Raw genomic sequence first — 21,668 nt, 5'->3', positions numbered from 1 at the left:
GCACCACAATCAAGGAGCCGACGATGCTGACCCTTCTGACCTACCCCTCTGCCTTTGGCCTGTTCAGCGCCAGCCCCTTCTGTGTGAAAACCGCCTATATGCTTCAGCAAGCTGGCCAGCACTGGCAGCGGTCCGATATGCTGGACCCTCGCAAGATGCCGCACCAGAAACTGCCCGTTCTGCGCACGCCAGACCGACTGGTCCCTGACAGTGACCTGATCCGCGATTGGCTTGAAGCTCAGGGAGCGGATTTCGACAAGGGATTGACCGACATACAAAAAGCGCAGTCCCGTGCGCTAATCCGCATGGCGGAAGAGCATATCTATTTTCAGATCGTGTTGGATCGTTGGGACAATGACGAAGTCTGGCCGGTCCTGCGCAAGACCTTCTTTTCCGTCATTCCAGCGTTGATCCGGACACCAGTTTCGAATTCCATACGCAAGAAAGTCGTCAATGGGCTGGGGTTTCAGGGTGTCGCCCGTTTCTCGCCCATAGAACGTCATGACAGGCTGGAACGGGATCTTGAGGCGATATCCGCCTATCTATGGCAATCGCCCTATTTGCTAGGCGATCAACCAACCTCGGCGGACATGAGTGTAGGCCCCATGCTGGCCGCCATGCGCGCGACACCGGCAGATACACCGCTGACCCGACGGATAAAGCAGGATAATCTGCTGAACAGCTACATAGACCGGATGGAACAGGCGATTCCGCTGTTATGACACCGTTTGACGACCCCGCCGTTGAGGCAGCTTTTGAGGCATTTCCCAGGGACACCCGCACGGGTGTTCTTGCCCTGCGTGATTTGGTGCTCTCAACAGCTGAAACATTGCCCAAGGCGAACCCATTGCAGGAAGCACTGCGCTGGGGGCAGCCCGCTTATCTGGCCCCCAAAGGTTCGACCATCCGGCTGGGCGGGCACAAATCGGCCAGCTTTGCCCTGTTCGTGCATTGTCAAAGCCGGTTGATGGGCGATTTCACCTCGGCCTTTCCGGGCAAGGATCGGATCGACGGGAATCGGGCCATCCTGTTCGATGATCCGGATCAGATCGACGAAGCCCGTCATGGCTGGCTGATCGCTCGGGCGTTGACTTATCACCTTTGACGTCGCTTGCGTTCCACCTTGCGCTTGATCTTGTCTTTCTTGCGCTTGGTGCTGACTGCTTTGCGTCGCGTGCCCCGCTTGGCCGGTCCACGCCCGCGAGGAAGGGCCTGATCGTCGATAGAGAGCAGCTCCAGCTCCAACCCGCCGGTGACAGGCGTGGCCTCGGTCAGGCGCACGGTGACACGCTGTCCAATGGCGATAATCAACCCTGTGTCTGACCCCATCAACGTTCCCGCTTCGCGGTCGAAATGGAAGAACTCGCGCCCAAGCGAGCGCACCGGAACAAGCCCGTCCGCGCCGGTTTCGTCCATCTTCACAAATGCGCCGAACCGGGCGATGCCACTGATACGACCGCTGAACTCATTACCCACACGCTCGCTCAGATAAGCAGCAAGGTAGCGATCCGTCGTATCCCGCTCGGCCATCATCGAGCGGCGCTCGGTGTCCGAGATATGCGTGGCCGTTTCATCCAGCCGGGCGATTTCATCCTCGGTCAGACCGTCGTCGCCCCATCCGTGGGCTGTGATGAGCGCACGGTGCACGACCAGGTCGGCATAGCGGCGGATGGGTGAGGTGAAATGCGCATAGTTGCGCAGCGCCAAGCCGAAGTGACCGAAGTTTTCGGGGTTGTAGTAGGCCTGTGCCATCGACCGCAGAGTGGTCAGGTTGATCAGCTCGGCATCCTCTGTCCCAGCGGCGGCATTCAGCAGCGCGTTCAGGTGGCGTGTCTGCAGCACCTGTCCCTTGGCCAAGTTCAGACCGGCGGCCTGAGCTGTTTCCCGAAGGCTTTCCAGTTTCTCAGGTGCCGGCTCTTCATGGACGCGGAACAACAGCGGCCGGCGTTTTGCGATCAGGGTTTCCGCGGCGGCCACGTTGGCGAGGATCATGAATTCCTCGATCAGCTTGTGCGCATCCAGACGGTCGCGGAAAGCCACGCTTTGAACCTCGCCCGCGTCGCTAAGAACGATCTTGCGTTCTGGCAGATCCAACTCCAGCGGCTGACGTTCCGCCCGCGCCTTTTTCAGGGCCGCGTAAGCGGCGTAGAGCGGCTGCAATACAGGCTCTAGTAAAGGCCCGGTGCGGTCATTGGGGGTACCGTCGATAGCCTCTTGCACCTCGGCATAGTGCAGCGATGCGGCGGAGCGCATCAGCCCGCGCACAAAGCGATGGCCGATCTTGTTGCCGTCTGCATCGATCTGCATCCGCACGGCGATACAGGCGCGCGGGACGCCTTCATGCAGCGAGCACAAATCGCCAGACAGACGATCCGGCAGCATCGGAACAACCCGGTCGGGGAAGTAGCTGGAGTTGCCCCGCTTGCGCGCCTCACGGTCCAGCGCGGTACCGGGCTGCACATAGGCGGCGACGTCGGCAATGGCGACCCAGATCACATGGCCGCCGGCGTTCTTTGGATCATCATCCGCATGCGCATAACACGCATCGTCATGGTCCCGTGCGTCCGACGGGTCTATGGTCAGCAGCGGCATGTCCCGCAAGTCTTCGCGCCCCTTCAGGCCGACGGGTTTGGCTTTGTCTGCCTCGGCAATCACCTTGTCCGGGAAATCGTCCGGGATGCCGTGCTGATGGATGGCGATCAGCGAGACAGCCTTTGGCGCAGACGGATCGCCCAGCCGTTCCACAATGCGCGCGCGCGGCAGGCCCATGCGGTTCTTGGGTCCCGCTTGTTCGGCTTCGACCAGTTCGCCGTCCTTCGCGCCCAGAACGGCGCCGTCATGGACCAGCCACTCCGTCTGGCCGGTCTTGTCGATAGGTACGATCCGCCCGCCCTCGGCCCCCTTGCGAAAGATACCGACGATCTTGCGCGGATTGGTTCCGATGCGACGGATCAGGCGCGCCTCGTAATTGTGGTCTTCCTCATGCACCACCGTCAGCCGGGCCAGAATTCGGTCGCCTTCGCCCAGCGCCGGATCACTGCCACGAGTGATTATCAGAACTATAGGTTCGACCCCCTCTCCGTGCCATTCCAAAGGCCGCGCAAACAGATCACCATCCGCGTTCGGAGCCTTCACCTGCAACACGCTGACTGGTGGCAAACGATCCGGGTCACGATAGCTGCGTTTGCGCTTTTCCAGATGCCCCTCGGCCTCAAGCTCTTTTAGGATACGTTTCAGATCGATCCGATCCGCGCCTTTGATACCAAAGGCTTTGGCGATATCGCGTTTCGAGGTGAGGGTGGGGTTCGCCGAGATCCAATCGAGGACCTCCTGCTTGGTGGGGATGCGAGTCATAGTTCCGGCCTATCACGGGGATGCGACGGCGTCATGACCAAAAAGCGGCAGCGTGGGTCAGGTTTTCAGATCCGCAACCGTATCCACGTCGCGCAACTGGTCCAGAAATGCCACGCGGCACCCCGGTACCGATGCCAGAGTATCAGCCAGCGCATTTTCCGTTGACCAGCGAACATCCCGGAACAGATTTTTCGGCAGCGGAGAGTATCGCTGCGCACCGACCAGCCAGTAGCCGCCGTCCGGTGCGGGGCCGAACACCATTTGTGCCCGCCCCAGTTCCTTGAACGCCCGCGCGATGTGCGAGCGCGTAATGCCGGGAATGTCCGCCCCGATCAGGCAGACCGGACCTTTCGGCATGCCACGCAACATCCGCCCCATTCGGTCACCTAAATCACCGCGCCCTTGCGCGGCGCGCGAAAGATCGGCGGGCCAGATGCGGCTGTTCAAACCTTCCCGGTCCGGAGAAACCGCCAGTACGATCTGCCAGCGCGGATCACGCAGACGGCGGATCAGCGAACGCGTCTGGTGACGAAACCACCACGCAGCGCCGACCATACCGATGTCGCGCCCCAGCCGGGTCTTGACCCGGCCCGGACGTGGCTCTTTCACCATGATGACCAGTGTGCGCTGCATTGATCAGGCGAAATAGTCCTGCAGAATACGTGTGTAGATCGCCTTGAGCTGTTCGATCTGTGCCACCTCGACACATTCATCCACCTGATGCATCGTCCGGCCGACCAGCCCGAATTCCACGACAGGGCAATGGTTTTTGACAAACCGCGCGTCTGATGTGCCGCCTGTTGTCGACATCTCGGGGCGGATGCCGGTTTCGGCCTCGACCGCCTGCGAGACCAGATCGGACAAGGGTCCGGGCGGGGTCAGAAAGCTTTCGCCCGATATCTTGATGCGAACGTCCACATCGACGTCATATGCTTCGGCAACAGCGCGCGCCTCGGCCTGTAGCCATTCGCTGAGACTTCCGCCCGAATGCAGGTCGTTGAACCGGATATTTACTGCTCCGGTGCATTGGGCCGGGATCACGTTGGTCGCCGTGTTACCGGTGTCGATATTCACAACCGCCAGCGTCGAGGCGTCGAAATGATCCGACCCCTGATCCAACTCGTGGCTGGCCAGTTGATGCATCAGCCGCGCCATCGCGGGCAGAGGGTTCTTGGCCCGATGCGGATAGGCGGAATGACCCTGCACGCCGGTCACGGTAAACCATGCAGTCATCGAGCCGCGCCGCCCGATCTTCATCATCTCGCCCATTGTATTCGGGCAAGTCGGCTCGCCCACCAGACAGACCGACATTTGTTCATTCGCCTCGGCCATGTAATCCAGCAGCGCCGTTGTGCCGTCCACCGCGTCTCCCTCTTCGTCGCCCGTGATGGTCAGGATCACCGCCCCGTCCGGAGGCGTTTCGCGTACAAAGTCCATCGCCGCTGCCGCGAACGCCGCAACACCCGATTTCATGTCGGTGGTGCCCCGGCCGTACATCACGCCGTCGCGGATTTCAGCGCCGAACGGCTGCATTGTCCACGCAGCCTCGTCACCCACCGGGACAACGTCGGTATGGCCATTGAAGCCAAAGGTCCGCGCGTCTCCCTTTTCACCCCAGCGGGCGAAAAGGTTGCTGACGTCACCGCGATCCACGCGGGTGCATTCGAACCCTGCCTCGGTCAGGAGTGTTTCCAACAAAACAAGCGCACCGCCCTCAACAGGTGTGACCGATGGGCAACGGATCAGATTTGCCGTCAACTCTACCGGATCTGTCATTATCTGCCCTCATTGGTTGGTTCACGCACAGATTCAACGAATTGTCCGGCTTGCCAACCCCCTCCGGACCGAATCTGCCGGGTTTTTCTCCGCGCGCCTCAAGATGACACCCCAATAAATCATGGATGTTTACCCTGCGACCACCTTGCCGCTCGGATCAAATCTGCGTTAGAGGGCCGCGAAGCAGGTAAGTCGACGATGAAACGCGCCATTTTCGGATTGTTCTGCCTGACTTTCGCCGTTCTTGCACAGCAAAGCCAGGCTCAGACGCTGACGGTCACCACGGTGACCCGCCCCCCGTTTTCCTATATCGAGGACGGGGCCCAGACAGGTTTTTCCATAGAACTGCTCGAAGCCTTGGCAGAGTCGCTGAATTGGGACTACTCGGTAAACCGGGTTGAGGCGTTCGGCGATATGTTGGGCGCGGTTCAGGACGGATCCGCCGATCTGGCGATTGCCAACATCTCGATCACGGCGGCGCGGGAAACGCAAATGGACTTCAGCCAGCCTATCTTTGAGGCCGGCTTGCAGATCATGGTTCCGTCCGATGCCGTCCGCACACCCTCATTGTTGCATGCGTTGTTGTCGGTCGAACTTTTCATCGCCATCGGTCTGGCCTTTGCCATCCTTTTGGGCGGCGGGATGCTGATGTGGGGCTTTGAACGGCGCGCCCAGCCCTATTTCGATCGCAAGCTGAACGAGGCGTGGTTCCCATCTTTTTGGTGGGCTCTGAACCTTGTGGTGAATGGCGGATTTGAAGAACGTATGCCGCGCACACCGTTTGGGCGGATGCTGGGCGTTGTTCTGGTTGTATCCTCGCTGTTCATCGTATCTGTCTTCACCGCCCGCATCACATCGGTCATGACCGTAGATGCGATTAGTGGCAGCGTGAATTCGGTAAACGATCTTTATGGCAAGCAAGTCGGTACGATCTCGCAGTCAACGGCGGCCAATTTCCTGAACCGGCGCGAAATCGAGTTTTCCGGGTATGAGAATTTAGACGACGTGCTGACCGCGTTCCGGGAAAAAGAACTGGACGCCGTCGTCTTTGACGCACCGATCCTGTCCTATTTCGCATCACATGAAGGACGCCGGATCGCATCGATGACAGGTGGTGTTTTCCTGCGCGAGAACTACGGAATCGCCTTCCCCACGGGCTCACCTCTGGTCGAGGACGTCAATCAGGCCTTGCTCGCGCTGCGCGAAGACGGAACCTATGACGACATTTACCGTAAGTGGTTCGGAGTACGGAACTAAGCCGGTTTCTCATCCCCGAAAAACGGCGTCATCTGGGCGACGATAACGGCGTTCTCATCCAATGCCCGCTGCATCAGTGCACGTTCGTCAGGGTCGATGTCGTGCCCCTGCGCTTCGCGCTCAGCCAAGGTGCCATAGCCTGTGACATCCAGTGGTGCGGTGTCAGCCTGTTTCAGGATGGCGACGGTTTCGCGCACGGCCTCGGCCTCATCCACTCCGCTGGCAAAGCACATCAACGCTGCCCCGGTCGCACCTTCGGGCAGACCGTCGCCCTCTTTGCGGCCGATCTGAACGAGCAATGTATAGACTTGCTGACGGGACGGTTTCTTTTGCTTTTCCATGGTGGGGGCCATAGCGCTGCGCCTGTCCGTGGTCAAGCGGCCGGGAATTGCAGGATGCCCACCGCGCGTCCATAGTGAGCGCGAAAACCTGTTTCAGACCGCAAAGGATCATTTCATGGCGTATCCAGATTTCATTACGGACTTCCCGGCCCTCGACGTGCCATTCCCCGAGGACGTGGTGCAAACCGCCGTCATCCGGTCAGATGCAGGATTGGTGGCGTTCTTCACCTTCCTCAAAGATTTCGAACTGCCCCCGCATTCGCACAAGGCGCAATGGGGTACGGTGATCGAAGGTGAGGTTGAACTGACCATCGGCGATGAGACCAAGATTTATCGCCCCGGTGACAGCTACTCGATCCCTTCCGGTGTCGAGCATGGAGGAACGATCAAGGCCGGAACCCGGGTGATTGACGTCTTTGAAGAACCCGACCGTTATCCGATCAAAGCCTAAGTAGGAAACAAAAAGGGCTGCAGCGAATTCCGCTACAGCCCCGTTTCGAATCTGCGATTGATTTAGTCGCGCAGCAGTTCGTTGATCCCGGTTTTCGAACGGGTTTTTTCGTCAACACGCTTCACAATCACTGCGCAATACAAGCTGACATTGTTCTTGGACGGCATTGAGCCCGCAACAACCACCGAATAAGGCGGTACTTCGCCGTACATGACCTCACCGGTTTCCCGGTCAACGATTTTGGTGGACTTGCCGATGAAAACGCCCATGCCCAGAACCGAACCTTCGCGGACGATGCAGCCTTCGACCACTTCCGAGCGTGCGCCAATAAAGCAATTGTCTTCGATGATGGTCGGACCGGCCTGCATCGGTTCCAGAACGCCACCGATACCAACACCGCCCGACAGATGCACGTTTTTGCCAATCTGCGCGCAGGACCCGACGGTGGCCCAGGTGTCGACCATGGTGCCTTCGTCGACATAAGCGCCGAGGTTCACAAAGGACGGCATCAGAACCACGCCTGGCGCGATATAGGCCGACTTGCGGACAACACAGTTCGGAACCGCGCGGAAACCAGCGGAACGCCATTGGTTTTCACCCCAACCTGCGAACTTGCTGTCCACCTTGTCCCACCAGCCGCCATCCTGCGGACCGCCGTTCTGGATTTCCATGTCCTTGATGCGGAAGCCCAGCAGAACCGCCTTCTTGGCCCACTGGTTCACGTGCCAATCACCGCTCTCCAGCTTTTCAGCAACCCGCAACGAGCCGCTGTCCAGTGCGTTCAGCGTGTCTTCGATCGCTTCGCGCTGTTCGCCGTTGGTGGCGGGCGTGATGGAGTCGCGCGCCTCCCAGGCGGCTTCGATAGCGGTTTCCAGTTGCGCGTTGGACATCGGAGGGCTCCCTGCAGAATCTGTTCACGTTTGTTTGGCCTATACGCAAGTGCACCTCGCGGTGCAATGCGACGCAGAAGGTACGATTTGCGGCTAGGTCAACCTTTGATCAGCTCGCGCGACGGATATGGCGCGTCAGAATGGCTGTTGCCGTGGACGCGTCCTTGCGCTTGAGCGCCTGAACGATCGCCGCGTGATCACTGTCAGCGCGGTGCACCCACTTGGGACGCCAGTGGGCAAACAGGTGGCGCGCGCCGGCGATATGCAGGTCATCGATGGCGTGCAGCAAGCGTGGAAGCCCGCACGGGGTCAGAATTGAACGGTGAAAGGTGCGGTTGCGGGCCTCCCACTCTGGCATCGTCTGTGCTGCGTCGCACGCAATTCGTGCGTCATCAGCCACTTTGAGCGCGCCGGGGGTCATGTTCTGCACCGAATGCTGCAAAGCCAGAGATTCCAGGGCGACGCGCATTTCGACGACTTCCCGAACTTCTGCCGGGTCCAGCGCCGTAACGCGCATCCCGCGACGCGGTTCACTTTGGGCCAGGCCATGTGCCTCCAGACGCAGCAAAGCCTCGCGTACCGGAACATGGCTGGTTTCAAACGCCCTGGCGATGTGGTCCTGCCTCAGCTTTTCACCGGCAAGCAATTCGCCGGTGATGATCCTCTGGCTGAGGTTCTGGTAAATTGTGTCGGCGATGGTAGCAGTCATAGATTATCGATAAAATTCTTAACCTGCTTCCACAAGCCGATAATTCACTCCAGAAACGGATCGGGGGAGATATTTCCGCCGCAGACCAGAACCGCGACGCGTTCACCCGGTTCCGGCTGGTATGCACCCGACGCCAATGCAGCCAATGCTGTAGCACCCGCAGGTTCCACAAGAATGCGATGGGTCTGCCACAGAGATTGCTGCGCCTGTGCAATGGCGTCATCAGAAACCAGAACCGACGTCATCCCCTGCGCAAGATCGAAACAGATCGACCCGATCCGCCGCGCACCCAACGCATTGGCCGCGATACCTGAGACCGAGACATCCACCGGCTCGCCCGCCTGCAACGCTGCATTAAGGGCGCAAGAGGTCTCTGGCTCGACCGCCACGACCTTGCGGGAACCTTCAAACCAGGCCAGCGCACCGGCGATCAGGCCACCGCCGCCGACGGCGACAAGAACAGAATCGGCCTCCAAGCCCTGCCTTTCCCATTCGGCAAAACATGTCCCCTGCCCGGCTACGGTTGCAGGCGCATCATAGGCATGGATTTGCATCGCTCCGGTTGCGGCTTCATGCTCTTTCGCGGCATTCAGTGCGTTGGCGTATTCGCCCTGTACAACGGTCAAGTCCGCGCCGGTCTGCTCGATCAGGGCGATCTTGGACGGTCCGGCAAGTTCCGGCACGAATATTTTGGCCGGGTAGCCTAGTGATTGCGCCGCGTAAGCGGCCGCAGCTCCATGATTGCCTCCTGAGGCGGCCACGACCCCGGCCTCGGGAACATCCAGGCTGAGCAAAGTGTTGAACGCCCCGCGCGCCTTGAAGCTGCCGGTGTGCTGCATGTGCTCCAGCTTCATCTCGATCGGATAGTCCAACCCGGGCAAACGACTTTGAATCACAGGAGTTACCTGCGCATACCCATTGATCCGTTCGGCGGCTGCGGAAATTTCGCTCTTCCAACTCATTCTTGTTCTTCCGTGACTGGCACTCTGCCCGCGAACCCTATAGCTGTTTTAAGAACACGCAAGCAGGGAACCATCAGAGATGAGAGAAGACCGCCTCAGCCCTTTCCGCGACGCACAAACCGATCGCTCGACCGCGAGCGAGGTGCCGGACACGCCACAGACGCGTTCTTCGGCTTATCGCCTGGCCTTTGCGGATGATGATTTCCTATGCCGGGATGAGCTGCGCCCGGTGCGCCTGCAGCTGGAATTGCTGAAGCCCGAGATGATCATGTCCGAGCGTGAGATCACCTCGACCATCGTCATGTTCGGTGGCGCGCGCATTCCAGAGCCGTCAAAGAAACACACCGCGCGGACGGACACGCTGGCCGGCTTGTCAAAGTACTATGACGAGGCCCGGGAATTCGCCCGTCTGATGACCGAGAAGTCCAATGAAACCGGCTGCCGGGAAAACGTCATCGTAACTGGCGGTGGCCCGGGCGTGATGGAGGCCGGAAACCGTGGCGCGCAGGATGCGGGTGGATGCTCCATCGGGTTGAACATCGTGTTGCCGCATGAACAGGCCCCGAACCTCTATGTGACGCCCGATCTCAGCTTCAACTTCCACTATTTCGCCATCCGCAAGATGCATTTCCTGATGCGGGCCCGCGCGATCACGATCTTCCCCGGTGGCTTTGGCACTATGGATGAGCTGTTCGAGTCCCTGACCCTGATCCAGACAGGTCGCATGGAGCGCGTGCCCTTTCTGCTGTTCGGGCGGGAGTTCTGGGAAAAGGTCATCAACTGGGAGGCTCTGGCTGACGCGGGTACGATCTCGGACGAGGATCTGGACCTGTTCCGGTTTGTCGACACCGCGCAAGAAGCGGTCGACATCATCGAAAACTGGGAACCGGCCCCACCGCGCGACGAAATTCCGGGACGCTGAGGCATGACGACCCCCAAGACCGGTGAGATGCTGCACCTGCGCGGCAATGCACTGGACAAGGGCGAGCCGGTGGCGCTGCCCCTGACCCAAAGCAGCATGTACCATCTGCCCGGCGCGCCGGATGGTCACCCGAACTATGGCCGGGTCGACAACCCAACCTGGCAGCATCTGGAACATGTTCTGGCCCATCTGGAAGGCGCGCCGTGCCTGACGTTTCCGTCGGGAATGGGCGCTATCTCGGCCGCATTGTTTGCGACGGTCAAATCCGGGTCGCGCATTCTGATCCCATCCGATGGCTATTACGTGACGCGCCTGCTGGCCGACCGGTTCCTGTCAAACCTGGGGGTCCACGTCACTGAACGCCCGACGACAGCCTTCGGTGACGGCGGTTTTGATGGGTTCGACGTGGTTTTTGTCGAAAGCCCTTCGAACCCCGGACTGGACATGATCGACCTGTCTGCTGTCGCGGCCTGTGTCCGGGCCGCCGGTGGCATCACGATTGCCGACAACACAACGCTGACACCTATGGGCCAACGCCCGCTGGATCTGGGAATCGACGTTGTGGTTGCATCTGACACCAAGGCCATGGGCGGGCATTCCGACCTGCTGATGGGCCATGTCGCCAGTCGCAACGCGCAGATTATGGAGCGGGTCAAGGAATGGCGACGCGTCTCAGGCGCAATCCCCGGCCCGCATGAGGCATGGCTGTTGCATCGCGGGTTGGAAACGCTGGATGTGCGGTTCGACAGGATGTGTTCCTCGGCCCAGGTTTTGGCCCAACGGTTGGCAGGTCATGAGGCCGTGAAACAGATCCGCTATCCCGGCCTGCCTAACGATCCGTCACATGCGCTTGCCAAAGCACAGACCCAGCGGTTCGGGTTCCTGCTGTCGATCACACTGGAGTCGGAGGCCAAGGCCGAAGAGTTCATCAACGCCTGCCCGATGCTGCGACCTGCAACTTCATTCGGGGGCGTCCACAGTTCCGCTGAACGCCGTGCGCGTTGGGGCGACGATGTCGACCCCGCCTTTATCCGTTTGTCCGTTGGGTGCGAACCGGTGGAAGAGCTGTGGCAGGCAATCGAGGCCAGCCTGAACGCGCTGTGATTACTTCTTAGGCTCGCGCAGTTCCTTGAACACGTAGATCGGCAGCACAACGCTGGCGATCAGTGCACCCAGCCAGACCAGAAGCGTCGCAGCCAGCAGGTTGGAGATTCCACCAACGGTCAGCCCATTTGTGACCAGATCGGTGACCAGCAACCCGACAAACGTCACGATCAGCGCAATACCCCCCTTGATCGCGGGCGCTCTTTTCTCGCCCAACTTCAGGATCAACGGCTCGGCGATCCACTGGACCAATGTAAAGACGATCACCACCACGATGAACGAGATCGGCCGGATCGCAAATCCCGGCAACAAAATCGCTGCAAGCAACAACCCGATGGCATTGCCGGCCAGCAGGGCCAGAATGGACTTGAGTCTGCGCGTCATGGGGGTCTCCGTCAAAAAACAATTCGAAACATGCAGATGTTAACAGACTCGCGGGAATTTGCGAGCGGATTCAAAAGCCGCTTTCTTTTGGGCCATTGAAATCGCATGATAAAACACATTCATCAAGATCAGACCCGCACCTGACATCGACGAGAGGTGAGATGAGCGACGATCCCTATACCGGCCTTGGCGTTGCCAAAGACGCCAGTGCCGCCGAAATCAAAAAGGCCTATCGGCGCATCGCCAAGGAATGCCACCCGGATTTGAAACCCGGGGATGCCGAGGCCGAGGCCAAATTCAAGGCCGCCGCGGCTGCTTATGACCTGCTGAAAGACCCGGACACCCGCGCGCGTTATGACAATGGCGAGATTGATGCCTCGGGCCAGGAACGGCCACAGCAGCAATATTACCGCGAGTATGCCGAAGCTGCCGGAAACCCCTATCGCGGACAAGCGGCGGATCCGGAGGATATGTCCGACATCTTTGCCGAATTCATGCGAGGGCGGGGCGGATACCAGCAGCGCACGCATGAATTCCACGCGCCCGGCCACAACCGCAGTTACAGCCTGCAGATCAGTTTTCTGGATGCGGTGTTTGGTGCCAGTCAAAAACTGACCCTGCCCGACGGCGACCGGATTGAGGTCAAGATCCCCGCCGGCATCACTGACGGTCAAACCATCCGCCTGCGCGGCAAAGGCGATCCGGGCTTCGGCGACGGGCCGGCCGGTGACGCGTTGGTGACCGTGTCAGTGGCAACGCATCCGGTGTTCGATCGTCAGGGCGACGACATCCACATCACGCTGCCGATCACGATCGATGAGGCCATTCTGGGCGGCAAAGTCCCCGCGCCTACCATCGACGGCGGCGTTAACGTCAGTGTCCCGGCAGGCACCAGCAGCGGCAAGACCCTGCGCCTGCGCGGCAAAGGGGTCAAGAAACGCGGCTCGTCGGATCGAGGAGATCAGTTGATCGAGCTGACCGTATCCATGCCCGACAAGATTGATGATGAGCTGAAGCAATTCATGGAGACGTGGCGCGAAAGCCACAGCTATGATCCGCGCAAAGGAATGCCGTCATGAGCCTGACCGAAGAGCAACTGATCGCAACCGTCACCCGTCTGACGTCGTCCCGTTTGACTGAATACCTGGCGGCTGAAATCGTAATCCCTGAGCAGACCGAACAGGGGCTGGTGTATCACACCCTCGACGTTGCCCGTCTAGAACTGGCCTGCGAACTGCACGATCAGTATGAGATGGAGCCGGATGCGCTGTCGATGATGCTGTCTCTGATCGACCAGATGCACGGCCTGCGCGCCGAGCTGCGCGAGGTTCTGAACGCTGTCGAGACTCAGCCTGAACCCGTCCGCAAGCAACTGATCGAGGTCATCGGCACAGCGCGATTCAGTCGCAGCTAACGGTCTTTTGGACGCCAGGGAATTGCCGTAAAAGGCCCCCTTGATCCAACGCCCGGTACGCTCATGACCCAGTCCAGATCCGAATTGCTGATGCCTGCGGGCAATCTGCGCAAGCTGAAACTCGCCATCCTCTACGGGGCGGACGCGGTGTATCTGGGCACGCCGGATATGTCGTTGCGTACGAAATCCGAGTTCTCGCTGGAAGAGGTGATCGAAGGGGTCGAGTTCTGCCATCAACACGGCCGGCGCGCCTACCTGACGCTGAACCTGTTCTCGCACAACAAGGATATCCCGAAGCTGGACGAATACATTGATACGGTACGCAAGGTGCAGCCCGATGGGCTGATCATCGCCGATCCCGGTGTGTTTCAATACGTCCGCGAGCGCGCGCCTGAACTGCCTCTGCATATCTCGACACAAGCCAATATCTGTTCCTGGCTGTCGGTGAAGTTCTGGCAGGATCAGGGAGCCGAGCTGGTGGTTCTGGCCCGCGAGGTTTCATACCCAGAACTGGTCGAAATCCGCGAAAAATGCCCGGATATTAAGCTTGAGGCCTTCGTCCACGGTGCCATGTGCATGACCTATTCGGGCCGCTGCCTGTTATCGAATTTCATGGCCGAGCGCGGGGCCAATCAAGGCAACTGCGCCAATTCCTGCCGCTGGAACTATGCGCTGAAACTGCGCCTCAAGGACGGCACGAATCAGGAGCTTCGTATCACAGAGGAAAACGCCGACCTGTTCGAGTTCCTGCTCGAGGAAGGCTGCCGCCCGGGTGATCTTATGCCTATCGAAGAGGACGACCGGGGTTCCTACATCCTCAACTCGCGCGATCTGTGCATCATGCCGAAGCTGGACGAATATCTGAAGATCGGCGTCGACAGCCTAAAGGTCGAAGGACGCGGCAAGTCGGAATACTATGCTGCCATCGTCGCGCGGGCCTATCGCATGGCCATCGATGATTACTTCGAAGACCCCGAAAACTGGGACCCAAAACCCTATATGCGCGAGCTGGAAACCGTCGGGAACCGCGGCTACACGCTGGCTTTCCACGAAGGGCGCCTGACCAACTATGCGCATGATTACGAACACACCGCTTCGATCGCGCAATGGGAATATGCCGGTATCGTCACCGAAGTGACTGAGGATGCGTTTCTGGTCGAGGTGAAAAACAAGCTTGAACCCGGCGATGTGCTGGATTTCGTCTCACCCATCTCGCGCGAGACCGTTCTGCTGCGGGTCTATGATTTTGAACGCGTCTCGGACGGGGCACGGCTGGACGTGGTTCATGGCAGCACGAAAACCGTGATCCGCATGCCCTTCACCTTGTTCGATCACGAAGATATCGACGATCTGCGCGCCCGTTTCCCTGTCTATTCCGTGCTGCGCAAGGAACGCGCGTTGACCGACGAACACTGGAGCCGCATCCGCTTTGACAAGCTGGTGCAGGGGCTGGAAACTACGGGCCGCGACAATCCCACGGCTTATGAGCGCCGCCGCAACGAGCTGGTCGAAAAGATCGGCGAGGATGGCAACGAGCGCCGCTTCAAAACCAACCGCATCGGAACCGAAGGTTGCTGCGGCAAAGGGTGCAACGGCTGCCTGATCTTCTGGCAGGATGAAAAGTATGCTCTGGCCCGGGAAGTGCTGTCGAAACGCAAACAAGGCGAACAACTCAGTCGCCGCGAAGCCACCGCTCTGAAGCTGCCGGACGAGGCTGTCTGACCGAGCTCAGTTGCCGACAACGTATTCTTCGGGAACGAAGAACGTGTAATCCCGGTCCGCGACTGCTTCGTGGCACTCGTGGCAATAGGCAACCGCACCCGCACGCGCGCCCATCGTGTCGCCGAACAGCGACCCATCCGGCATCACCATGATGTAACGCCAGTCCGCTGTTTCAGGACTGACACCTTCGGGCAGTTTTTCCATCACGAACAGGGCGCCCGGATGGACGTTGCCTTCGTCCGTGACGGTCACGCTGTCCTTGGCCAAAACCGACCCCATCGGCAGCTTTTCGCCCTCTTCCAGCGTGCCATAGTTATGCGCCATGCGGTTGGCATAGCTATTCACATAGCGCTGACCGTGGGTAGCCGAGATATAGGGCGCATCATTGAATAGCGGCCAAGCCTGATAATTCATCAGCAAATCCAGTTGCGCGGCTGCATAACCGCGATCCATCCGCCGCTGCAGAGACTTGTAGATGCGCAACGCTTCTTCTTTGCTCAGTTCTGCGGGATTTTCGATGGCAAGGTGCGCGTCCTCATCCGTGGATTGGGCTTTTGCAACCGCCGCAGCAAGGCCCGCTGACAGCAAAGCCAAAAGAAATTTCGAAAACAGAGTTTTAAATCGCAAAATCATTTACCTGGCCCACCTGGTTCGCAAGGTTCGCCTGAACGCCGCATGTTACGTCTGAAAAAAGATAGCGGCCATGAACAAACGCGCCACGACCGGATCGCGACGCTCACCGCTTTGTGCTCGAAAGTGAGGCACTCCCCATCCGGTTTTGACACATTAAATGTATCAAAAACCGCATGAAAAAAACAGCGGCGCAAACATTAAATTCTTAATATGTATCTCGCAGAACCCAAGGGTTTTAGTCGTGCAAGCCTGCCTCGGCCTCGATCTGTTTGCGCGATTTGCGGGCGCGTTCCGTGGCCGATTTCAACTGACCACAGGCTGCCATGATGTCCTCGCCCCGCGTCTTGCGAATGGGTGAGGCATAACCCGCCTGATAGATGATGTTGGCAAAGGCCCGGATGCGATTGTTTGAACTACGCTTATAAGGTGCGCCAGGCCATTCGTTGAACGGGATCAGGTTGATCTTGGCCGGAATGTTGTGGCGCTTGATGTGGTCAATCAGACGGTGCGCATCCTTGTCACTGTCATTCACGCCGTCCAGCATGACGTATTCAAAGGTGATCCGCTCGGAATTCGAAGCTTTCGGATAGCTGGCCAGTGCCTGCAGCAGCTCTTCGATATTCCAGCGCTTGTTGATCGGCACCAAAACGTCTCGGGTCTCGTCCGTGGTTGCGTGGAACGAGATCGCCAGAAGGCAGCCGATTTCCTCGGCCGTCCGCGCGATTTCCGGCACGACACCTGAGGTCGACAGGGTGATCCGACGGCGCGAGAGGGAAATCCCCTCGGGGTCCATCGCGATCTTCATCGCGTCGCGGACGTTTTCAAAGTTGTAAAGCGGCTCCCCCATGCCCATCAGAACGATGTTCGACAGCAGGCGCGTTTCGTCCTTGGGTGCGCCCGGGACGGGCCATTCCTCAAGATCGTCGCGGGCCATCATCACCTGACCGACAATCTCGGCCGCCGTCAGGTTGCGCACCAATTTCTGTGTGCCCGTGTGACAGAATGAACAGGTCAGCGTGCACCCGACCTGAGACGAGATGCACAGCGTTCCGCGATCTTCCTCGGGGATATAAACCACCTCAACCTCATGCCCGCCTGCAATGCGGCACAGATACTTGCGGGTGCCGTCTTCAGACACCTGACGGGTCACAACCTCGGGGATTTCGATCACGAAGCTTTCCGCCAGTTGCGCACGATAGGCTTTGGCGAGGTTCGTCATCTCGGCAAAGTCGCGCACACCCCATTGATAAATCCACTGCCATATCTGGCCCGTGCGCATCTTGGCCTGCTTTTCCGGCGTGCCGTGTTCGATCAGAACCTCGCGCAGCTGGTCGCGGGTCAGGCCAACAAGGTTAATCTTCCCCTCAGGCAATTTGCGGGGGATGGTCATGACGTCTTGAGTGATCGGCGCTTTGGGCGACATGTGGCTATCTCAACGGATTCTGGCTTGGGATGCGCCTCTATATAGGATCGCGCGCAAAGATCAAAAGAAATCGTGACGCTTAATTTGCCATGCGCAGCAATTCGTCCACACGCTCTCGGCCCAGACCCACGCGGCAGGAGGTGATACCAATACCAGTTCCCGATCCGCCACCGAACCATGCACCTACCGCCTCGCATTGCGCATTGCGGTATGCTTCCCACGCGTTCTGCGATGTTTCGAGCGCGGGCTGAGCCACAACGCGGCCTCTCACCTCATCCAGTTCCTGCGCGGCCGCCAAGGCAAATGAGAAGCTTTCAGCCAGCGCTTGATTCACGCGCTCTTCCATTTTGGACACGCAATAGCCGATCTCAACCTGCGAGCCCGCGTCGGAGCATTCCAGCGTTGGATCGGCAAACGCCGCAAGCGGAACAAAACAAAGAAGGGCGGCGATTCGCATGGCGGACCTCGTTGATCAGAAATGCCTGTGTTGGCTTAAGGCTACCACTGGATCGCGAAGGCCCCGCGAATTTCCATCTGGATCAATTGGTGCAGCGCTTTTCGGCGTCTTCAATCGCGGCGGTAAAGCCCAGCAGAGAGAACGTATCTTTAGTCTGTGTGCCGCGCTCGGACCGTGCGGTCAGCACAGCCTCGGTGCCACGCTTCATGGCTGCGACGACCTTCAGATCTTCGCCCTCTGTAGCTGGCCAGGCCCATTCACCTTCGGTGATCAGCTCGAATTCCGTGCCGTCGATCTCAAGGTTCACGGTCGATCCTGCCGCAAAGGGATAGCCGCCGGTAAAGGTTACCTGACCTTTAACCTCTGCATTCGGGCGGTAGAACACGAACAACAGAATGTCACTGCGGCGCACCGAAACCACACGGCCACCGCGCGTGTTGACGGTTTCCTTGGGGGCTGAAACGCTCCAGCATTCGGTAGGATCGTCTTCGACGAAAACGCTCCAATCCGTCTTGGCTGCCACGCGATTGGTGCTGGTCGCCTGCTGCGCGGTTGCGGTTGTGGCCATCCCCGCCACGCACAGGCCCGCGATTACACGGACGAGTTTTGATCCCATCTGTCCAGCCTCCTAGCTCGACCTAATACCTCATACCCACCGGACATGCGTACGAACTCTGCCGGTTCGTCTGTAAGTTGCGTATTCCGGTGATTGTCGACATACACACACTAACGCAGGTTTCGCCACAGGCGAAAGGGCGATTGGCAGAATTTTGCGCATAAAACCGGAGGTCCAGATGACACAGCCCATACCAATGACAGAACTGTGGCGCGGGCCGTTGCTGGAAAGCCTGCATCTGGGCCATGCGGTGATCTGTGATGACAGCGGTCAGATTGTGCAAAGCTGGGGCGATCCGAATGCGGTCATTTACCCGCGATCCTCGGCAAAGATGATACAGGCGCTGCCCCTGATCACTTCGGGTGCGGCCGCAAAATACGGGCTGAACAGCGAACACCTGGCGCTGGCCTGCGCCTCGCATAGTGGCGCGCATATCCACACGGACCGCGTGTCCGCCTGGCTGGATCATCTCGGCTTGACCGAGCACGATCTGCGCTGCGGACCGCAGGAGCCGCAAGACATGGCTGCGCGCGATGGGCTGATCCTTGCCGATGATACGCCGTGTCAGATCCACAATAATTGTTCAGGCAAGCATTGCGGGTTTCTGACGGTCGCCCAGCATATGGGTGCGGGACCGGAATATCTGGAAATAGACCACCCCGTGCAGCAGGCCTGCCTGTCTGCGCTTGAAGAATCCACCGGTGAAACCAGCCCGGCCTATGGGATCGACGGATGCTCAGCCCCGAACTTCGCGACTTCGCTGGTGGGGCTCGCGCGTTCTATGGCGAGGTTTGCGTCAGCCGCCGACCGGTCTGACCGGGCCAGCGACGCAGCCCAGCAATTGACGGCCGCCATGATCAAACACCCTGAGTTGGTGGCCGGTGAAAGCCGCGCCTGCACCGAACTGATGCGCGTCATGAACGGTCGCGCGGCAATCAAGACCGGGGCCGAAGCGGTGTTTGTCGCCATCATTCCTGAGAAGAAGCTGGGGGTCGCCCTAAAAATCACCGACGGCACAACGCGCGCCAGCGAATGCGCGATTGCCGCCATTCTGGTCAGCCTCGGTGTGCTGGAGGCCGATCACCCGGCCACCCGCAAATTCATGAACGCCATTCAATACAGCCGACGCGGGCTGGAATGCGGCGTGATCCGACCTGCGCCGGGGTTCCCCGGCTAAAGTCGTCACATCTCGATCTCGTGCACCTCGGCCACTTCGACCGAACCTGATCCGTTGACGACCATCGGGCAGCCCTTGGCCATTTCGGTTGCCGCATCGATGCTGTCGGCCTTGATCACGGTAAAACCGGATGCAGGGTTTGCACCGCCGTTGTCGACAACACCGCCGGAACTGACGGTATAGGACTGACCAACCGGGTTGCCAGGAATGTCCAGCGCCTCGCCCATATTCTGGAACCATGCGCCCCAGGCAGCCATGGTTGCCTCGATTTCGGCGGGGTCGGACGGAGTGGTTCCGCCGTGATAGACAAACAAATACTGTGGCATTGTATTTCCTCCCTAATGAAAACTTATCCCAGCTGCGCCTCAAGCTTGCGCAGCGACGAGGTCCAGCCAGAATTGTGGTTGGCGGCTGCCTCGGCATCCGCCAGTTCACGGTGATCCAGCACCAGCCGCGCGCCGTTTTCCGCCGCTACAACCGAAAAGGTCACATGGCTTTCCGCACCTCGTTGATCCTGATCGTCATGCCAGGCCCAGGTGAACCCAACGGAGTTTGGGGGATCAACATGAGTCACATGTCCGGACACCTTGAATGTCTGGCCCTCGGCGTTCTTCATCACCGAATACCATGGTCCGGTGCGCGAGAAGTCCAGATTATGCTCGGGCACATGCACCCCCTCAGGCCCCCACCACTGCAGCAGTTTTGCGCCATCGCTGATCCAGGCAAACAGGTTTTCGGGGCTGGTGGGGAACTCACGTTCCAGTTTCAGGTCGGCCATGAATTTTCCCTTTCAATGAGGTCGCCCAGTCGATCGAGGCTGTTCTCCCAAAACTGGCGCTTGGAAATGGTCCATTCGGCGATCGCCCGAAGCCCGTCAGGCTGGATCGAGTACATCCGTTGGGTGCCGTGGACGCGCTGTTGCACCAGCCCGGCCTCGCGCAGCACTTTCAGATGGCGTGAGATTGCGGCACCCGACATGCCGCGCCCCTGGATCAAATCACCGGCGGGCAGCTCTCCGTCCTGCATCAGTTGCTCGACAATCGAGAACCGAGTGGAATCGGATAAAGCAGAAAAAGTGTTTAATAGCGCGTTCATGACCTTTATTTAACATGCGCGTTAAATAAAGGGAAGACTTTTAGCCGCTCACAAACTCCGAACGGCTATAGCCCTGCACATACAGCAATGCCGTCAGATCCCCATGGTTGACCCGAACCTCGCATTGCTCAGCAACCGTGGGCTTGGCATGGAGCGCAACACCTGTTCCCGCTAAATGAAGCATCCCCAGGTCATTCGCCCCATCGCCTACGGCCAGAACATCCGCCTCAGCCAGACCCAAACGCGCCGTGATTTGTTCCAGCGCATCAACCTTTGCCTGCCGCCCGAGAATGGGCCGCAGCACATCACCCGTTAGTTTCCCGTCTTCGGCTAGCAGAGTGTTGGCCCGGTTCTCGTCAAAACCCAGCGCCTCGGCTACCTTCGCCGTGAAAGCGGTAAATCCGCCAGATACCAACGCGGCAAAACTTCCGTTCTGGCGCATCGTGGCGACCAGTTCCTTGCCACCCGGCATCAACGTGATGCGTTCGTCCAAGACCTTTCCGATCACCGCCTCATCCAGCCCCTTCAGCAGACCAACCCGCTCGGTCAACGCGCCTTCGAAGTCCAGCTCACCATTCATCGCACGCGCAGTGATGTCCTTCACACGGTCGCCAACACCGGCTTCATCCGCCAGTTCGTCAATGCACTCTTGCTGGATCATGGTGCTGTCCATATCGGCCAGCAGCATCTTTTTGCGGCGCCCCTCTGCCTGTTGAACGACCAGATCGACGCCCATCTGTTGCAGGTCCGCCCAGACATCCCACCGGTTGCCGGGCATTTCGTAAAGGGCAAACTCTGCCGCCTCATCCGGGCTGAGCCACACGATCTCATCGCCGCCCCAAGCATTCCGCAAGGACTCGACCAACGATAGTTCCAGCGTAGGCGCGTTGGGGTTGGTCAACAGGGTGGCAACGTACATGTTCGATCTCCGGCAAGCTCACCTGCGCATATCGCAGGTGCAGCATTTTCGCCAGAGACAGT

26 protein-coding genes are annotated in these 21,668 nt (G+C 59.2%); 10 read left to right on the top strand and 16 right to left on the bottom strand.

The features are described from left to right. Nucleotides 1–23 precede the first annotated feature (23 nt). Both MHN28_RS13125 and MHN28_RS13120 read left to right on the top strand, forming a co-directional pair. On the top strand, nt 24–722 hold the full coding sequence (locus MHN28_RS13125; protein ID WP_239340550.1) for a glutathione S-transferase family protein: 699 nt from the start codon (nt 24–26) through the stop codon (nt 720–722). Next, a complete protein-coding gene (locus MHN28_RS13120) occupies nt 719–1,105 on the top strand; it encodes a DUF1801 domain-containing protein (protein ID WP_239340547.1) in 387 nt (128 codons plus the stop codon). Before MHN28_RS13125 ends, MHN28_RS13120 begins: the two co-directional genes overlap by 4 nt. On the opposite strand, the gene rnr is transcribed toward MHN28_RS13120, so the two are convergent. From rnr to dapE, 3 genes are read right to left on the bottom strand one after another with little or no spacing between them, the layout of a single operon-like run. Next, nucleotides 1,096–3,354: a ribonuclease R gene (gene rnr / locus MHN28_RS13115; RefSeq protein WP_239340545.1), complete on the bottom strand. Its 2,259-nt coding sequence runs from the start codon at nt 3,352–3,354 to the stop codon at nt 1,096–1,098. The genes MHN28_RS13120 and rnr overlap by 10 nt on opposite strands. A 57-nt stretch (nt 3,355–3,411) precedes the next feature. Continuing rightward, nucleotides 3,412–3,987 (bottom strand): TIGR04282 family arsenosugar biosynthesis glycosyltransferase, encoded by a 576-nt coding sequence (locus MHN28_RS13110; protein WP_239340543.1) that lies wholly within the window; start codon nt 3,985–3,987, stop codon nt 3,412–3,414. Nucleotides 3,988–3,990: 3 nt separating this feature from the next. Further along, entirely contained in the window at nt 3,991–5,130 is a 1,140-nt protein-coding gene (dapE, locus tag MHN28_RS13105; RefSeq protein WP_239340538.1) for a succinyl-diaminopimelate desuccinylase, read from the bottom strand. A 198-nt stretch (nt 5,131–5,328) separates the two neighbouring features. Between dapE and MHN28_RS13100 the strand changes: the two genes are divergently transcribed. Then, complete coding sequence (locus MHN28_RS13100) at nt 5,329–6,387, top strand: transporter substrate-binding domain-containing protein (protein ID WP_239340536.1); 1,059 nt, start codon at nt 5,329–5,331, stop codon at nt 6,385–6,387. On the opposite strand, the gene MHN28_RS13095 is transcribed toward MHN28_RS13100, so the two are convergent. Next, nucleotides 6,384–6,728: a hypothetical protein gene (locus tag MHN28_RS13095; RefSeq protein WP_239341822.1), complete on the bottom strand. Its 345-nt coding sequence runs from the start codon at nt 6,726–6,728 to the stop codon at nt 6,384–6,386. The two genes, MHN28_RS13100 and MHN28_RS13095, sit on opposite strands and share 4 nt — an antisense overlap. Before the next feature lie 115 nt (nt 6,729–6,843). Between MHN28_RS13095 and MHN28_RS13090 the strand changes: the two genes are divergently transcribed. Continuing rightward, the gene (locus tag MHN28_RS13090; protein ID WP_239340534.1) at nt 6,844–7,179 is read left to right on the top strand and encodes a cupin domain-containing protein; all 336 of its coding nucleotides are present in this window, start codon (nt 6,844–6,846) and stop codon (nt 7,177–7,179) included. Between the two features lie 62 nt (nt 7,180–7,241). On the opposite strand, the gene dapD is transcribed toward MHN28_RS13090, so the two are convergent. The 3 genes from dapD to MHN28_RS13075 all read right to left on the bottom strand — a co-directional run bounded on the left by dapD (nt 7,242) and on the right by MHN28_RS13075 (nt 9,740). Beyond that, complete coding sequence (dapD, locus tag MHN28_RS13085) at nt 7,242–8,069, bottom strand: 2,3,4,5-tetrahydropyridine-2,6-dicarboxylate N-succinyltransferase (RefSeq protein ID WP_239340522.1); 828 nt, start codon at nt 8,067–8,069, stop codon at nt 7,242–7,244. Nucleotides 8,070–8,178: 109 nt separating this feature from the next. After that, on the bottom strand, nt 8,179–8,778 hold the full coding sequence (locus MHN28_RS13080) for a GntR family transcriptional regulator (RefSeq protein ID WP_239340519.1): 600 nt from the start codon (nt 8,776–8,778) through the stop codon (nt 8,179–8,181). A 44-nt stretch (nt 8,779–8,822) separates the two neighbouring features. Continuing rightward, nucleotides 8,823–9,740 (bottom strand): threonine/serine dehydratase, encoded by a 918-nt coding sequence (locus MHN28_RS13075; protein ID WP_239340517.1) that lies wholly within the window; start codon nt 9,738–9,740, stop codon nt 8,823–8,825. Between the two features lie 79 nt (nt 9,741–9,819). On the opposite strand from MHN28_RS13075, the gene MHN28_RS13070 reads away from it, so the two are divergent. Both MHN28_RS13070 and MHN28_RS13065 read left to right on the top strand, forming a co-directional pair. Then, the gene (locus MHN28_RS13070; RefSeq protein WP_239340506.1) at nt 9,820–10,662 is read left to right on the top strand and encodes a TIGR00730 family Rossman fold protein; all 843 of its coding nucleotides are present in this window, start codon (nt 9,820–9,822) and stop codon (nt 10,660–10,662) included. A gap of 3 nt (nt 10,663–10,665) precedes the next feature. Beyond that, complete coding sequence (locus MHN28_RS13065) at nt 10,666–11,766, top strand: cystathionine gamma-lyase (RefSeq protein WP_239340483.1); 1,101 nt, start codon at nt 10,666–10,668, stop codon at nt 11,764–11,766. On the opposite strand, the gene MHN28_RS13060 is transcribed toward MHN28_RS13065, so the two are convergent. Then, complete coding sequence (locus tag MHN28_RS13060; protein WP_239340481.1) at nt 11,767–12,150, bottom strand: hypothetical protein; 384 nt, start codon at nt 12,148–12,150, stop codon at nt 11,767–11,769. It lies immediately after the preceding gene. Nucleotides 12,151–12,311: 161 nt separating this feature from the next. On the opposite strand from MHN28_RS13060, the gene MHN28_RS13055 reads away from it, so the two are divergent. The 3 genes from MHN28_RS13055 (at nt 12,312) to MHN28_RS13045 (ending at nt 15,286) form a co-directional block, all read left to right on the top strand. Further along, a complete protein-coding gene (locus MHN28_RS13055) occupies nt 12,312–13,229 on the top strand; it encodes a DnaJ C-terminal domain-containing protein (RefSeq protein ID WP_239340464.1) in 918 nt (305 codons plus the stop codon). Further along, nucleotides 13,226–13,564 (top strand): chaperone modulator CbpM, encoded by a 339-nt coding sequence (locus MHN28_RS13050; protein ID WP_239340462.1) that lies wholly within the window; start codon nt 13,226–13,228, stop codon nt 13,562–13,564. The genes MHN28_RS13055 and MHN28_RS13050 overlap by 4 nt, the downstream gene beginning before the upstream one ends. 63 nt (nt 13,565–13,627) lie before the next feature. Then, nucleotides 13,628–15,286 (top strand): U32 family peptidase, encoded by a 1,659-nt coding sequence (locus MHN28_RS13045; RefSeq protein ID WP_239340460.1) that lies wholly within the window; start codon nt 13,628–13,630, stop codon nt 15,284–15,286. A 6-nt stretch (nt 15,287–15,292) separates the two neighbouring features. On the opposite strand, the gene MHN28_RS13040 is transcribed toward MHN28_RS13045, so the two are convergent. The 4 genes from MHN28_RS13040 to MHN28_RS13025 all read right to left on the bottom strand — a co-directional run bounded on the left by MHN28_RS13040 (nt 15,293) and on the right by MHN28_RS13025 (nt 18,415). Next, on the bottom strand, nt 15,293–15,919 hold the full coding sequence (locus MHN28_RS13040; RefSeq protein WP_239340458.1) for a cytochrome P460 family protein: 627 nt from the start codon (nt 15,917–15,919) through the stop codon (nt 15,293–15,295). Nucleotides 15,920–16,154: 235 nt separating this feature from the next. Continuing rightward, nucleotides 16,155–17,342, bottom strand: coding sequence for a 23S rRNA (adenine(2503)-C(2))-methyltransferase RlmN (rlmN, locus tag MHN28_RS13035; protein WP_239340447.1), 1,188 nt, complete (start codon nt 17,340–17,342; stop codon nt 16,155–16,157). Between the two features lie 79 nt (nt 17,343–17,421). Continuing rightward, nucleotides 17,422–17,799, bottom strand: a complete 378-nt coding sequence (locus MHN28_RS13030) for a lysozyme inhibitor LprI family protein (protein WP_239340444.1) — start codon at nt 17,797–17,799, stop codon at nt 17,422–17,424. 82 nt (nt 17,800–17,881) lie between these two features. After that, on the bottom strand, nt 17,882–18,415 hold the full coding sequence (locus MHN28_RS13025) for an invasion associated locus B family protein (protein WP_239340441.1): 534 nt from the start codon (nt 18,413–18,415) through the stop codon (nt 17,882–17,884). Nucleotides 18,416–18,593: 178 nt separating this feature from the next. Here MHN28_RS13025 and MHN28_RS13020 point away from each other — a divergent pair, with 178 nt between their 5' ends. Further along, entirely contained in the window at nt 18,594–19,592 is a 999-nt protein-coding gene (locus tag MHN28_RS13020; protein ID WP_239340438.1) for an asparaginase, read from the top strand. A 5-nt stretch (nt 19,593–19,597) separates the two neighbouring features. On the opposite strand, the gene MHN28_RS13015 is transcribed toward MHN28_RS13020, so the two are convergent. The 4 genes from MHN28_RS13015 to serB are packed head-to-tail and all read right to left on the bottom strand — an operon-like array spanning nt 19,598 to nt 21,606. Further along, nucleotides 19,598–19,918, bottom strand: a complete 321-nt coding sequence (locus tag MHN28_RS13015; protein WP_239340436.1) for a YciI family protein — start codon at nt 19,916–19,918, stop codon at nt 19,598–19,600. A 23-nt stretch (nt 19,919–19,941) separates the two neighbouring features. Continuing rightward, nucleotides 19,942–20,370 (bottom strand): SRPBCC domain-containing protein, encoded by a 429-nt coding sequence (locus MHN28_RS13010; protein WP_239340424.1) that lies wholly within the window; start codon nt 20,368–20,370, stop codon nt 19,942–19,944. Next, nucleotides 20,358–20,687: a helix-turn-helix transcriptional regulator gene (locus MHN28_RS13005; protein ID WP_239340421.1), complete on the bottom strand. Its 330-nt coding sequence runs from the start codon at nt 20,685–20,687 to the stop codon at nt 20,358–20,360. Before MHN28_RS13005 ends, MHN28_RS13010 begins: the two co-directional genes overlap by 13 nt. 40 nt (nt 20,688–20,727) lie before the next feature. After that, nucleotides 20,728–21,606: a phosphoserine phosphatase SerB gene (serB, locus tag MHN28_RS13000; RefSeq protein ID WP_239340418.1), complete on the bottom strand. Its 879-nt coding sequence runs from the start codon at nt 21,604–21,606 to the stop codon at nt 20,728–20,730. Between the last annotated feature and the right edge of the window lie 62 nt (nt 21,607–21,668).

Source organism: Ruegeria sp. Ofav3-42, from assembly GCF_022347725.1.
Classification (GTDB): Bacteria; Pseudomonadota; Alphaproteobacteria; order Rhodobacterales; family Rhodobacteraceae; genus Ruegeria.
Note: the sequence above shows the minus strand (reverse complement) of the source record. Positions and strands in the feature narration are given on the sequence as shown.

Coding starts and splice junctions, on each gene's coding strand:
- MHN28_RS13125 (WP_239340550.1), top strand. CDS start 24: ATGCTGACCCTTCTGACCTACCCCTCTGCCTTTGGCCTGTTCAGCGCC.
- MHN28_RS13120 (WP_239340547.1), top strand. CDS start 719: ATGACACCGTTTGACGACCCCGCCGTTGAGGCAGCTTTTGAGGCATTT.
- rnr (WP_239340545.1), bottom strand. CDS start 3,354: ATGACTCGCATCCCCACCAAGCAGGAGGTCCTCGATTGGATCTCGGCG.
- MHN28_RS13110 (WP_239340543.1), bottom strand. CDS start 3,987: ATGCAGCGCACACTGGTCATCATGGTGAAAGAGCCACGTCCGGGCCGG.
- dapE (WP_239340538.1), bottom strand. CDS start 5,130: ATGACAGATCCGGTAGAGTTGACGGCAAATCTGATCCGTTGCCCATCG.
- MHN28_RS13100 (WP_239340536.1), top strand. CDS start 5,329: ATGAAACGCGCCATTTTCGGATTGTTCTGCCTGACTTTCGCCGTTCTT.
- MHN28_RS13095 (WP_239341822.1), bottom strand. CDS start 6,728: ATGGAAAAGCAAAAGAAACCGTCCCGTCAGCAAGTCTATACATTGCTC.
- MHN28_RS13090 (WP_239340534.1), top strand. CDS start 6,844: ATGGCGTATCCAGATTTCATTACGGACTTCCCGGCCCTCGACGTGCCA.
- dapD (WP_239340522.1), bottom strand. CDS start 8,069: ATGTCCAACGCGCAACTGGAAACCGCTATCGAAGCCGCCTGGGAGGCG.
- MHN28_RS13080 (WP_239340519.1), bottom strand. CDS start 8,778: ATGACTGCTACCATCGCCGACACAATTTACCAGAACCTCAGCCAGAGG.
- MHN28_RS13075 (WP_239340517.1), bottom strand. CDS start 9,740: ATGAGTTGGAAGAGCGAAATTTCCGCAGCCGCCGAACGGATCAATGGG.
- MHN28_RS13070 (WP_239340506.1), top strand. CDS start 9,820: ATGAGAGAAGACCGCCTCAGCCCTTTCCGCGACGCACAAACCGATCGC.
- MHN28_RS13065 (WP_239340483.1), top strand. CDS start 10,666: ATGACGACCCCCAAGACCGGTGAGATGCTGCACCTGCGCGGCAATGCA.
- MHN28_RS13060 (WP_239340481.1), bottom strand. CDS start 12,150: ATGACGCGCAGACTCAAGTCCATTCTGGCCCTGCTGGCCGGCAATGCC.
- MHN28_RS13055 (WP_239340464.1), top strand. CDS start 12,312: ATGAGCGACGATCCCTATACCGGCCTTGGCGTTGCCAAAGACGCCAGT.
- MHN28_RS13050 (WP_239340462.1), top strand. CDS start 13,226: ATGAGCCTGACCGAAGAGCAACTGATCGCAACCGTCACCCGTCTGACG.
- MHN28_RS13045 (WP_239340460.1), top strand. CDS start 13,628: ATGACCCAGTCCAGATCCGAATTGCTGATGCCTGCGGGCAATCTGCGC.
- MHN28_RS13040 (WP_239340458.1), bottom strand. CDS start 15,919: ATGATTTTGCGATTTAAAACTCTGTTTTCGAAATTTCTTTTGGCTTTG.
- rlmN (WP_239340447.1), bottom strand. CDS start 17,342: ATGTCGCCCAAAGCGCCGATCACTCAAGACGTCATGACCATCCCCCGC.
- MHN28_RS13030 (WP_239340444.1), bottom strand. CDS start 17,799: ATGCGAATCGCCGCCCTTCTTTGTTTTGTTCCGCTTGCGGCGTTTGCC.
- MHN28_RS13025 (WP_239340441.1), bottom strand. CDS start 18,415: ATGGGATCAAAACTCGTCCGTGTAATCGCGGGCCTGTGCGTGGCGGGG.
- MHN28_RS13020 (WP_239340438.1), top strand. CDS start 18,594: ATGACACAGCCCATACCAATGACAGAACTGTGGCGCGGGCCGTTGCTG.
- MHN28_RS13015 (WP_239340436.1), bottom strand. CDS start 19,918: ATGCCACAGTATTTGTTTGTCTATCACGGCGGAACCACTCCGTCCGAC.
- MHN28_RS13010 (WP_239340424.1), bottom strand. CDS start 20,370: ATGGCCGACCTGAAACTGGAACGTGAGTTCCCCACCAGCCCCGAAAAC.
- MHN28_RS13005 (WP_239340421.1), bottom strand. CDS start 20,687: ATGAACGCGCTATTAAACACTTTTTCTGCTTTATCCGATTCCACTCGG.
- serB (WP_239340418.1), bottom strand. CDS start 21,606: ATGTACGTTGCCACCCTGTTGACCAACCCCAACGCGCCTACGCTGGAA.